This is a genomic window from Novosphingobium album (ex Hu et al. 2023) (assembly GCF_022832385.1).
Classification (GTDB): Bacteria; Pseudomonadota; Alphaproteobacteria; order Sphingomonadales; family Sphingomonadaceae; genus Novosphingobium; species Novosphingobium album.
Window position 1 is genome coordinate 179867 of record NZ_JALHLE010000011.1, and the last position, 12198, is coordinate 192064.

The window sequence follows — 12198 nt, forward strand, 5'->3', positions numbered from 1 at the left end:
GATCCAGGCAGTATGGCGGCACCGGCCGGGTCTTCCGCGCTGGGGGGACTGCGGGGACTCGGAAAACCGCAAGGCCCGGGGGTGGCCTGCCGGTGCCGCCTTCCGGCCGGGGGGCCGAAAAGCGAGTTGCCGCGGTCAGTGACCTGCCGCAGGCTTGGCATCCCTGGATGGCTTTGGCGCAAGCCAGATCGTCATGGCTGCGACGAACAGGGCAAATCCGGACAGGATGAAAATCTCCACCGTGCCAAGCGCCATGCCCTGGTTCTCGACCAGCTGGGCGATCACGCCGCGCGCCTGATCCGCCGAGAAACCCTGATTTTGCATGGTGTCCGAAACGGACTGTGCACCATTCAGATTACCGGCAAGAACCGCTGCCTTTTCGCGCGAGGCATCGTGCCACATGGTCGTGACCAACGCAGTCGCGACCGCGCCGGCCAGCGTGCGCCCGAAATTGGCGATACCGGCCGCCGAGGCGGTTTCATCGGGATCCACCGAAACCAGACCGATCGTCGTCAGCGGCACGATCATCAAGGCCACGCCTGCGCCCTGCAGCAACTGCGGCACGATCACCGTGCCGAATGTGATGTCGGTCGACCAGTGCGCCCGCATGAGCGAGCAGATGCCGATCCAGGTTATGCCGATGAACACGAGCAGGCGCGCATCGAACTTCTGCATCAGCTTCGGCACCATGGGCGAAACGACAACCGCGAGAACCCCGCTGAAAGCCGTCGCATGCCCGGCGGCGGTGGCCGTGTAGCCCAGCGAGATCTGCAGCCACTGCGGAATGATGACGATCGAGGCGAAATAGGTCCCGAAAGCGATCGTCAGCGAGGCGGTCGATGCCGAAAAACCGCGGTGCCGGAAGACGCTGAGATCGACGACGGGATGCTTTTCGGTCAGCTCCCAGATCACGAACACCACGAAGAACACCACGGCGATACACGCCAGCACGACGATGCGGGTGGAATTGAACCAGTCCTCGTCGCGGCCGAGATCGAGCATCATCTGGAACGCGCCGACCCAGATCACCAGCAGGATCAGACCGACGCTGTCGATCGGCAGCTTGCGGGTGGGCGTTTCGGCATCGCGCAGCAGTGCCAGCACACCGAACAGGATCAGCGCGACAATCGGCACGTTAATGAAGAAAATCCACTCCCACGACCAGTTGTCCGAGATGTAACCGCCGAGGATGGGGCCTGCGATCGGCGCCGTGACAACCGTCATCGCCCACATCGCCATGGCCTTGGACTGCATTTCCTTCGGGAAGATGCGCATCATCAATGTCTGCGTCAGCGGCATCAGCGGGCCGCCGCAGAACCCCTGCCCCAGCCGGAACAGGACCAGCGCGGGAAGCGTTCCGGACAGGCCGCAAAGTGCCGAAAAGACGCCGAACCCCACCAGCGAGAAGATGAAGACCCGCAGTGTGCCGAAGCGCTGCGCCAACCACCCCGTCAAGGGAACGCAGATTGCTTCGGCAACGGCATAGGAGGTGATCACCCAGGTCCCGCTCGTCACGGAAACGGCAAGTCCGCCCGAGATGTGCGGGACCGAGACGTTGGCGATTGTCGTGTCGAGCACGACGATGAAGTTCGCCATGGCCAGCACGAAACCCGCCAGCACAAGCCGCATGCCGGTCAGCGGCTTCGCGCCGTTCCCATTCCCGGCTCCTGCCGGAGCTACTGCGGCGCCTGCCATCAGTCCTTACTCGTCAAATCGATCTTCGCGTCCATCGACAGGCCGATGCGCAGCGGGTGCGCCTTCAGTTCCTTCGGATCGAGTTCGATGCGCACCGGCAGGCGCTGCACGACCTTGATCCAGTTGCCCGTGGCATTCTGGGCCGGGATGAGCGAGAACGCCGCGCCGGTGCCGCCCGCGAAACCGACAACCTTGCCGTGGTAGACGACATCATCGCCATAGAAGTCGGACGTCAACTCCGCCGCCTGCCCGCTACGAACCTTGCCGAGCTGGTCTTCCTTGAAATTCGCATCGACATAGAGCTGGCTGACCGGAACGATCGCCATGGCCACCTTGCCGTTCTCGACCTTCTGGCCGACCTGGATCGTGCGCCTGGCCACAATGCCATCGACCGGCGCGCGCACGACGGTGCGCTCGAGGTCAAGCTCGGCCGTCGCGAACCGGGCCCGCGCCAGCAGCACTTCCGGTGCAGTATCGACATCGGTGCCCCTGGTAAGTGCGCGCGCTGCCTCTTCCTGCCGGCGGGCACTGGTCGCGTTCGAGCGGGCGGAGGCGAGACCGGCCTGCGCTTCGCGCGCCGCGGCCTTCGCGGAAGCCAGCGCCTCGCGGGCGGCCGTCAGTTCCTCACCCGAAACCGCGCCGCTGCCGGTCAGCGCTGCACGGCGGTCGTAGTCGGTCTGGGCCTTGGCCAGCGCCGCCCCGGCCGAAGTGACCCTGGCCTGTGCCGCACCGATCTGCGTGGCACTGGCATCGGCAGCCGCGCCGAGCGCGGTTTCGTTGGCGCGCGACTGGCCGTAACGCCGCTTTGCATATTCCAGCGCCGCCTTCGCTTCGGCCAAGGCGATACGCTGATCGGCATCGTCGATGCGGAACAGGACCTGGCCGCGGCGGACGGGCTGCGTGTCAGTCACCCTGACCTCGACCACCCTGCCCGACGTCAACGGCGTCACTTCGGCCATTTCACCTGCCACATAGGCATTGTCAGTGGATACCGAACGGCTGCCGATGAACACGTTATAAGCAAAATAGAGTCCAGCGACCACGGCCACCCCGATCGCCACCTTGATCAGCATGGGTTTGCGTTTCTGCTGGTCCAAGACGCTTCCCTTGTCGTCAGGATGCGCGTCCTGGCCATTCGCAGGCTGATCCTGCACATCTTCACTCATTGCCCGGGGCCTTCTCGTTTGAATTGTCGTCGAACCCGCCGCCCAGCGCGCGCTTCAGCGCGACTTCGAGAGCGAGGGTGCGAAAATGGGCGTCAACGGCCGCTTCGCGGGCCTGCAACGCGGTGGTTTGCGCGGTCAGCGCGTCGAGGTAACTGGACAGCCCACCCCGGTAACGCTGCATCGAAAGATCATAGGCGGCCGCAGACTGCGATGCGGCCTCGGCGGCATCCCGTTCCTGTCCGGCAGCAGCATCGCGGCTTGCAAGCGCATCGGCGACGTCCTGCAGCGCGCCAACAATAGTCGCGTTATAGCTCGCCACGGCCTCGTCATAGCCGCCACGCGCCTGCCGGAAATTGCCCCTCAGCTGGCCGCCCTGGAAAATCGGCAGACTGAACGCGCCGCCGGCATTGCCATAAGTCGACCCGCTGTCGATCAGGTTGGAAATGCCGAGCGAGGTCAATCCGACCAGCCCGCGCAGCGAAATGTCGGGAAGGAACGCGGCCTTGGCCACGTCGATCCGCTTCGCGGCAGCCTCGGCACGCAGGCGGGCGGCGACTACGTCAGGCCGGCGTCCCGCGAGCGCAATCCCGGCATCGGCCGGAATCCCGCTTTCGGGCAGCGCCGCCAGTGCCGGTGGCGTGATCGACAAGCCCCGATCCGGCCCGGCACCGAGCAGTGCCGCAATCGCGTGGCGGCGCAGCAGGATCTGCTCGTCATTGGCAGAAAGCGCGGCGCGGGCCGATGCCGCCATGGCCTGGGACTGACGCAGCGGCGCTTCGCTGTCGAGCCCCTGGCGCGTGCGCTGACCGGTCAGGTCGACCATGGATGCGCGGGCGTCGCTGGCTTCGGCGAGAGCCTTGCCGCGCTCGATCAGGCGAGCGAGATCGAAATAGGACGACACGACATTGCTGGACAGCATCAGCTCCGCCTGCCGCACATCGGCTTCCGCCGCCTCGGCCTCGGACGTCGCAGCGGCCAGCGCCTTGCGGTTCTTGCCCCACAAGTCGAGATCGAAGTCGCCCGTCAGCGCCAGCGTGCCTGTGCTCTTCCAGCCCTTCGGAACGTATTCCCTGGGCATGCCGTTGTTGTAGCTCTGCTTGGTAAAGCCGGCCGAGCCCTGCGCTCCCAGCGAAGGCAGGGTGGCGGCGCCCGCCATTTCTGCCGCGCCGCGCGCCTGCCGGATACGCGCCGCCGCCATGGCAACGCTGGGCGATCCGGCCAGCGCCTCTTCGACCAGCGCGTTCAGCTGCGGATCTCCATAGGCCGTCCACCACTGCTGGCGGGGCCACGAGCGTTCCTCGCCGGTCGATGCCAGCGATTGTGCGGACGCCAGTGCAGCAGGCGCGTCGATCTTTGGACGAGGCCCAAGATCCGGCGCAGCGCAGGCAGAAAGGGTAAGCGCGGCAGTCAGGAGCGCCACCGCCCCGACTCGCGAACATGTTTGCGTACTCATCGGTACACATTTATCGAGACGGCGCTTGCATGTGTCAATCTAAAAGTGTACTTAGTAGTACAGCTATGACAAATCTGATGGGCAAGAGAGAGCTGAACAAGGCGCGGAAGCGGGCGGAAATCGTCGATATCGCGACGCGCTCGTTCTTCGAGCGCGGCTATGCCGCCACCAGCATGTCCGCCATTGCCGAGGAACTCGGCGGCTCCAAGGCCACACTATGGGCGCACTTCGGATCCAAGGAAGAATTGTTCGCCGCCGTCATCGACAAGGAAGTGGAAAGCTTTTCGCAGGACATCGACGAAGTACTGACAAGCCAGACCTATTCGGTCCCCGCCCTGCGGCGCGCCTGCCTGCGCTTTCTCGAATGCCTGATGCGCGAAAACTCGATCAGCCTGTTCAACCTGATCCTGGGAGAAGGCGGGCGGTTCCCTGAAATCCGGGAAATGTTCTACTCGCGTGGACCGGCGAAGATCCGCAAGTGCGTCAACGACTTCTTCGCCACCCGCGTCCCGGCGGACCAGGCCGAAAAGCTGGCGCGGGTCACGCTCGCGGCCATATCCGGTTACCGTTCCGATATACTGCTTCGTCCCAACAAACCCACTTCAACGGAGTGCGAAGCCTATATCGCCAGCATGGTGGACATGATCACCTGCTCCATCCCTGACGCCCCCCCTCCGCCGGACGATCAACCGGCGCCGTAACGCGCCAGGGCATCCGCGACACGCGCCTTGGCCGCCCCCAGCGGATCGCTCTCCCCCAACATGGCAAACGTGCCGTTGAGCGCGAAAAAGCAGTGCCCGTGCACGCTCGCCAACAGCGAGCGCGCCAGCGGCAAGGCCTGCGCCTGCGCGCCCGCCGGGAGCACGGCGGCGATTTCACGCACGATCACGCCTGTGATGGCCGCGACCTTGTTTCGGTAGTCCTCCGAAGGCGACGCGCCTTCGGGCAGGCGGAAATCGTAGAGCGCGGTCCAAGCGTGGCGCTGACCCAGCGCGAAATCGAAATAGGCCTCGATCGCGGCATCGAGCCTCCCCTCTTCGCAGCCCGCCAGCCGCTCTTCCAGAAACGCCAGCCACAGATCCAGCGTGCGCCCGTTCAGCGCCAGCAGCAGCGCATCATAGGAGCCGAAGACGTTGTAGATCGTGCCGATCGAATAGCCGACTCCCTTGGCCACCTCTCGCGCCGAAAAGCGGGCAAACCCCACCTCCGAGAGCTGACGGTGCCCTTCATCCAATATCAGTGCGCGCAATTCCTCGCGCGAGTGGTCGGAACGCCGTCCCATGCCTGCAAACCCATAGCTCTTTTGTGTGCTTCCCGCGCTTTCGCAGATTAATTGAACGATGTCTAATTTTCTAATTAAACAGTGTATATTTTCGTGAGACACCACGCTCACACCAGCGAGTCGCCATGCGGCAATCTGGCAGTTAGAGCTTTCAGATCAGAAAACGGGGAAACGGCGTGTCCGCACCAGACTTTTCACTGCTCGCCAAGCGGCGGTTCGCGCCGATGTTCGTGGTCCAGTTCCTCGGCGCCTTCAACGACAACCTGCTCAAATACGCGATGCTGCTGCTGGCGAACTACGGCATCCTGAAGGACGCACCCGAACAGGCGGGCATGCTTTCGGTGATCGCCACCGGCCTGTTCACCCTCCCCTATTTCCTGTTCTCGGCGCTGGCCGGCCAGATCGCCGACCGCATCGACAAGGCCACGCTGGTGCGCTGGGTGAAGCTGGCCGAAGTAGGCATCATGGGCGTGGCGCTGGTCGGTTTTGCCTGGGAATCGATTGCGCTGCTGCTCACCAGCCTGTTCCTGATGGGCCTGCATTCCACCGTGTTCGGCCCGGTGAAGTATTCGATCCTGCCCCAGCACCTGACCCAGCACGAGATCATGGGCGGCACCGGCCTGATCGAGGCGGGCACTTTCCTTGCGATCCTGACCGGCCAATTGCTCGCCGGACAGGTTCCGCCTTGGGAAGCCGGCGTTGTCGCCATGGGCCTTGCCACGCTGGGCTATCTCGCGGCGTTGGCCATCCCGCCCGCCCCGCCGAGCCGCAGCGGCCATCCGGTGGACTGGAACGTCGCGCGCGGCACCTGGCACGTGCTGACCACCGCGCACAAGGGCCGCGGCGTGTGGCTGGCAGTGCTGGGCATCAGCTGGTTCTTTACCGCAGGGGCCGTGCTGCTGACCGAATTCGTGCCGCTCGTTTCCGATACGCTGAACGCACAGAAGGACGTGGCGACGCTGTTCCTCGTGATCTTCTCGGTGACGATTGCGCTCGGTTCGATGACGGTCAACCGTCTGCTCGGCGGCGAAGTTTCCGCCAAGTACGTGCCCGTCAGCGCATTGGCTCTGGCTGCTGGTCTGATCGACCTTTCGTTCTCCACCAGCCTGTTCACCGTGACATATCCCGAAGCAACGGTGCACGAATTTCTTGCCAGCACCGGCTCATGGCGCATCTTTGCCGATCTGGTTGTGATCGCCTTTTCGGGCGGGATGTTCATCGTCCCGCTTTACGCCATCCTGCAGGTGCGCTCGGCGCCCGACGAGCGCTCGCAGGTCATCGCCGCCAACAACATCCTCAACGCCGGCATGACTGTCACCGCTGTCGCCGTGGTCGCCGGGCTGCTCGGCGCGGGTGCCAGCGTGCCGCAGGTGATCGGCGTGCTGGGCGTCGCGACGCTGATCGTCGCGCTGGTCTCGGTCTGGCTGCTGCCTGAAACCTTGTTCAAGGCGGTGATCCGGATCGTCCTGAGGATGCTCTACCGCGTCGAGGTGACCGGCATCGAGAACATGCCCAAGCCCGGCGAACGCGCGGTGGTGGTGGTCAACCACCTGTCCTATCTCGACGGCGTGCTGCTTGGCGCCTTCCTGCCCGGCAAGCCGACCTTTGCGGTCCACACCGCGATTGCCAAGAGCTGGTGGATTCAGCCCTTCCTCAAGCTGTTCCGCGCCTTCCCGGTCGATCCCACCAACCCGATGTCGGCCAAGGCCATGGTGCGCACCGTGCGTGAGGGCAATACGCTGGTGATCTTCCCCGAAGGCCGCATCACTGTGACCGGCGCGCTGATGAAGGTGTTCGACGGCCCCGGCATGGTCGCCGACAAGGCCGACGCGCCGATCGTGCCTGTGCGCCTCAATGGCCCGCAGTTCAGCCCGCTCTCGCACCTCAAGGGCAAGGTCCGCACGCGCTGGTTCCCCAAGGTGACGATCGACGTGCTGCCGCCGCGCCGCTTCCAGATTGAAGGCGAAATGTCTGCCCGCGCCCGCCGCGCCATCGCGGGCCGCCGTCTCTACGACGAGATGAGCGCGATGATCTTTGCCACTACCGAAACCAGCCGCACGCTGTTCACCGCCCTGTGCGAGGCGCGCGCGATCCATGGCGGCAAGGCCAAAGTCGTCGAAGACGTCAAGCGCCAGCCGCTTTCGCTCGACCGGCTGATCCTGGGATCGGAGCTGCTGGGTGAGAGGCTCGCCTACCGCACCCGCCCGGGTGAAGCCGTCGGTCTGCTGCTGCCCAACGTCAACGGCGCCGCGCTCTCCTTCTTCGCACTGCAGGCCGAAGGGCGCGTGGCGGCGATGCTCAACTTCACCGCCGGGCTGACCAACCTGCTCTCGGCCTGCGACACCGCCGAAGTCCGCACCGTCGTCACCGCGCACGCCTTCGTCGAGCAGGCAAAGCTGCAGGACACGGTCAACGCACTGGAAGCCAGCGGACGCACCGTGCTCTATCTGGAAGATCTGGCGCAGGAGATCGGCACTACTGCAAAGCTGTGGCACCTGTTTCTCAAGCGCGGGGCGGAAGGCCGCCATGCCAAGCTGCGCCTTTCGCCCGACGCGCCTGCGGTGATCCTGTTTACCAGCGGCTCGGAAGGCACACCCAAGGGCGTCGTCCTCACCCACCGCAACCTGCTGGCGAACTGCGCGCAGCTTTCCGCGCGGATCGACTTCAACCAGAGTGATGTGGTGCTGAACGCGCTGCCGGTGTTCCACTCTTTCGGCCTGACCGGGGGCACGCTGCTGCCGATCCTCAACGGCATCAAGACGGTGTTCTACCCCAGCCCGCTGCACTACCGGATCGTGCCCGCGCTGGCCTACGATGCCAACGCGACGATCCTGTTCGGCACCGACACGTTCCTCTCCGGCTATGCCCGCATGGCGCACAGCTATGATTTCTACAGCCTGCGCTACATCTTCTCGGGCGCCGAGAAAGTACGCGACGAAACCCGCAAGGCCTGGTCGGACAAGTTCGGCCTGCGCATCCTCGAAGGCTACGGCGCCACCGAATGCGCGCCGGTGATCGCGGTGAACACGCCGATGCACTTCCAGGCCGGAACCGTCGGCCGCCTGCTTCCCGCGATGGAAGCGCGGCTCGAACCGGTTCCCGGGATTGAGGAAGGCGGCCGCCTCTATGTGAAGGGCCCGAACGTGATGGCGGGCTACCTGCTCGCAAGCGAGCCCGGCAAGCTCCAGCCGCCCGCCGAGGGCTGGCACGACACCGGCGACATCGTCACCATCGACGAAGCCGGCTTCGTCACCATCCGCGGCCGCGCCAAGCGCTTTGCCAAGATCGGCGGCGAAATGGTCTCGCTTCCCGCAGTGGAAGGCTATGCGGCAAAGGCCTGGCCCGAGGGCGAACACGCCGTCGTCACCCGCCCCGATCCCAAGAAGGGCGAACAACTGGTACTCTACACCACTGCATCACAGGCCGAACCCAAGGCCCTGCTCGAATGGGGCCGCGCCAATGGCGTCACCGAACTGATGCTCCCGCGCGACATCCGCGTGCTCGATGCGCTGCCGGTGCTGGGCACGGGCAAGCTCGACTACATGACGCTGGGCGAGATGGCGCAGGGGTGATAATGGCGCGCCATGAGCCACCCCCCCATCCTCGTCGTCACCACCGGCGGCACGATCGACAAGCAGTATTTCGACGCGCTGAGCGAATACCAGATCGCCGAGAGCGTGATCGAAAAGCTGCTGAAAGTCTCGCGCGTCACGCATCCGTTCCGCGTGGTCGAACTGATGCGCAAGGACAGCCTCGAACTCAGCGATGAGGACCGGGCGCTGATCAGGGCGACCATAGCCGCCGCGCCGGAAACGCATGTCGTGGTCACCCACGGCACCGACACCATGACCGACACGGCGAAGATGCTGGCGGACATCGAAGGCAAGACCATCGTCCTCACCGGAGCCCTCGCGCCCGCCCGCTTTGCGGAGAGCGACGCGCCGTTCAATCTGGGCATGGCGATTGCCTGCTGTCAGGCAGCAAAGCCCGGCGTCTGGATCACCATGAACGGTTCGGTCTTCGATGCCCTCAAGGTCCGCAAGGACCGCGCGGCGGGGAAGTTCACGCAAGCCTGACGTCCCTCTCTCAAGACTTCGCCGTGATGATACTTCACACCGGTGATGCGCCTTGATCTGATCGGCACTGGACCCCGGCCATCCGATCCGCAATCGTGCGCCCTCAAGGGCGGGCATCGGCCCCGTCAGGAGAGGGAGAAGCGCCATGAGCGACGAATCGTCCGCGGCCATTCGCGACACGCGCAAGGACTGGGTTGTCGAACATCGCGACATGTATCTGAACTCGGGCGGAGCCGAGGGCCACATCATGGACGTGACCCCCGTGGGCGGCCGTTCCTTTGCAACGCACTGTCTGGTCAAGTACACCGGCCGCAAGAGCGGCAAGATCTTCATCACCCCGTTGTGTTACGCCGACATCGGCGGCGAAGTCGTGATCTGCGCCTCCAAGGGCGGCGCGGACCATCACCCCGCCTGGTACCTCAACATCCGCGAACAGGATCAGGTCGAATTCCAGATCGCCACGCAAGCCTTCCGCGGCACCTGGCGCGAACCCGAAGGGGCGGAGCGCGAGAAGGTCTGGAATTTCATGGTCGATTGCCACCCCTTCTACGCCGACTACGCCAAGGCTACCGACCGCGTGATCCCGCTGGTGATGATGAAGGCTGTCGAAGCGATCCCCGTCTTCAAGGCAGAGGATGCCACCGGACTTCGCCAGTTTTGATTTCAGCGCCGTTCTGATCCTGGCGCAAGTTCTGACACAGGAATACCGTACCAATGAGCACTGCCACACTCGATACCTCCGACATCGACCAGTACCTGGGCAAGGTCATGGACTTCTCGCCGCTGCGCGAGACGATCGCCCCCAACGACATCCGCCGCTGGGTGCACGCGATGCACTATGCCAACCTGCTGCACTTCGATCCGGACTATGCAGCCGCCAGCCGCTGGGGCGGCCTCGTCGCGCCGCAAAGCTTCGCCATCGCCACCGATGACGGCCACGGCGCCGCACCGGCCTGCGTCGGCTGCATCCCCAATTCGCACCTGCTCTTCGCGGGCGACGAATGGTGGTTCTACGGCCCGCGCATCAAGCCCGGCGACATGATCCGCAACGAGCGCATTCCCTTCGACTATGCCGTCAAGGAAACCGGCTTCGGCCCCACCGCCTTCCAGCGCGGCGACAACAACTACTACAACCAGGATGGCGACGCGATCGCCAAGCAGCGCTCCACCTCGCTGCGCTACAACGCGCACGCGGGCGGTGCTTCGGTCAACGAAGCCGATTTCAATGATTCGGACTGGTCCGATGAAGAGATGGCCGACGTCGAGAAGCGCGTGTTTTCATGGGTGCAGATGATGCACGATCTCGGCCACCAGGAACGCTGGTGGGATGACGTGAACGTTGGCGACCAGCTCCCCGAGCGCGTGTTCGGCCCGCACTCGCTGGCCAGCTTCGCCACCGAATGGCGCGCCTACATCGTCAACACTTGGGGTTCGATGAACCTGCGCAAGCAGGACCTCGAGGGTCTGGGCTTCACCAAGGAAATGGCCGGGTACGAAAACGATCCCGACATGATGAAGGTCAATCCCTTCCTCACCGACGGCGCCTACTACGGGCCCTCGCGCGGACACCTGTTCCCCAAGTTCGCCCGCCGCATCGGCATGCCCCGTGGCTATGGCTACGGCGCCTCGATGGGCTCGTGGGTGACCGACTTCCTGTCCGGCTGGGCAGGCGAACACGGCATGGTCGTCCACTCCACCGCCAATTACCGCGGTCCCGCGCTGACCGGCGACATCACCATCCAGTCCGCGGAAGTAACCGAAAAGTCGGTCGATGCCGAAGGCCGCCACCTCGTGCACGTCAAGCACCTGATGACCAACCAGCGTGGTGTGAAGATGTGCCTTGGCACAGCTGAAATCGCACTCCCCAAAAAGGCCGGTTAAGGCCCGTTCCCGGCCCTTCCCGAGCGGAAGGGCCGGATCCTCCCTTGTCTTGAAACCTTTACCGCCCGCGGCGAGTTTCATCGCCAGCCGGTTTCGTCCCGCCTTTCATCGCCTTTTTTTCCCGATAGTGGTTCATCAAACGTTGAGGCTGTCGACGGCAAAAGCGACCCCAGGCGTTCGAACAAGGGTTTTCAGGAGGATAGGACAATGAAGAAATTACTGCTGGCGCTGGCCGCCGCCACACTTGCGCTTCCAACCGGAGCCGCCCTGGCCGATCCGCCACCGCATGCGCCAGCCTACGGCAAGCGTGCGAAGGACCGGCACTATGACAGGCGCATCTATGATTCGCGCGGCCGCTATGCCGAACCGCGCCGTATCACCCGCAATTCCCATGTGTGGCGCGGGCGCGATGGCCGTTATTACTGCCGCCGTGACAACGGCACGACCGGCCTCATCATCGGGGCCGGGGTCGGCGCTCTCGCGGGCCATGAACTGGCCGGCAATGGCGACCAGACGCTGGGCGCCCTGCTCGGCGGTGTCGTTGGCGGCCTCCTCGGCCGTGAAATCGACCGGGGCGACCTGCGCTGCCGCTGATCGGGCGGTTTCAGGCCAAAACGAGAAGGCGCGCCATCCCCGGGGATGGCG

General features: G+C 64.6%; 10 protein-coding genes. 6 read left to right on the forward strand and 4 right to left on the reverse strand.

Annotated features, from left to right (window positions below; genetic code table 11):
- Positions 1 to 135 precede the first annotated feature (135 nt).
- Genes MTR64_RS09780 through MTR64_RS09790 form a run of 3 tightly spaced genes read right to left on the reverse strand, consistent with a single transcriptional unit; the run spans position 136 to position 4314 of the window.
- Positions 136 to 1695: a DHA2 family efflux MFS transporter permease subunit gene (locus tag MTR64_RS09780; protein WP_243993273.1), complete on the reverse strand. Its 1560-nt coding sequence runs from the start codon at positions 1693 to 1695 to the stop codon at positions 136 to 138.
- The gene (locus MTR64_RS09785; RefSeq protein ID WP_243993274.1) at positions 1695 to 2861 is read right to left on the reverse strand and encodes an HlyD family efflux transporter periplasmic adaptor subunit; all 1167 of its coding nucleotides are present in this window, start codon (positions 2859 to 2861) and stop codon (positions 1695 to 1697) included. The genes MTR64_RS09780 and MTR64_RS09785 overlap by 1 nt, the downstream gene beginning before the upstream one ends.
- Positions 2854 to 4314 (reverse strand): efflux transporter outer membrane subunit, encoded by a 1461-nt coding sequence (locus MTR64_RS09790; RefSeq protein ID WP_243993275.1) that lies wholly within the window; start codon positions 4312 to 4314, stop codon positions 2854 to 2856. The genes MTR64_RS09785 and MTR64_RS09790 overlap by 8 nt, the downstream gene beginning before the upstream one ends.
- A gap of 77 nt (positions 4315 to 4391) precedes the next feature.
- Between MTR64_RS09790 and MTR64_RS09795 the strand changes: the two genes are divergently transcribed.
- A complete protein-coding gene (locus tag MTR64_RS09795) occupies positions 4392 to 5015 on the forward strand; it encodes a TetR/AcrR family transcriptional regulator (protein WP_243993276.1) in 624 nt (207 codons plus the stop codon).
- On the opposite strand, the gene MTR64_RS09800 is transcribed toward MTR64_RS09795, so the two are convergent.
- Entirely contained in the window at positions 5000 to 5596 is a 597-nt protein-coding gene (locus MTR64_RS09800) for a TetR/AcrR family transcriptional regulator (RefSeq protein WP_243993278.1), read from the reverse strand. The genes MTR64_RS09795 and MTR64_RS09800 overlap by 16 nt on opposite strands.
- 176 nt (positions 5597 to 5772) lie before the next feature.
- On the opposite strand from MTR64_RS09800, the gene MTR64_RS09805 reads away from it, so the two are divergent.
- The 5 genes from MTR64_RS09805 to MTR64_RS09825 all read left to right on the forward strand — a co-directional run bounded on the left by MTR64_RS09805 (position 5773) and on the right by MTR64_RS09825 (position 12147).
- Positions 5773 to 9168 carry an acyl-[ACP]--phospholipid O-acyltransferase gene (locus MTR64_RS09805; RefSeq protein ID WP_243993280.1) on the forward strand — a complete coding sequence of 1132 codons (3396 nt, stop codon included), beginning with the start codon at positions 5773 to 5775 and terminating at the stop codon, positions 9166 to 9168.
- Positions 9169 to 9180: 12 nt separating this feature from the next.
- Positions 9181 to 9672 carry an asparaginase domain-containing protein gene (locus MTR64_RS09810; protein ID WP_243993282.1) on the forward strand — a complete coding sequence of 164 codons (492 nt, stop codon included), beginning with the start codon at positions 9181 to 9183 and terminating at the stop codon, positions 9670 to 9672.
- Positions 9673 to 9817: 145 nt separating this feature from the next.
- Complete coding sequence (locus MTR64_RS09815) at positions 9818 to 10333, forward strand: nitroreductase/quinone reductase family protein (RefSeq protein ID WP_243993284.1); 516 nt, start codon at positions 9818 to 9820, stop codon at positions 10331 to 10333.
- Between the two features lie 53 nt (positions 10334 to 10386).
- Positions 10387 to 11553 carry an FAS1-like dehydratase domain-containing protein gene (locus MTR64_RS09820; RefSeq protein WP_243993286.1) on the forward strand — a complete coding sequence of 389 codons (1167 nt, stop codon included), beginning with the start codon at positions 10387 to 10389 and terminating at the stop codon, positions 11551 to 11553.
- Between the two features lie 207 nt (positions 11554 to 11760).
- Entirely contained in the window at positions 11761 to 12147 is a 387-nt protein-coding gene (locus MTR64_RS09825) for a glycine zipper 2TM domain-containing protein (protein WP_243993288.1), read from the forward strand.
- Positions 12148 to 12198: the final 51 nt, after the last annotated feature.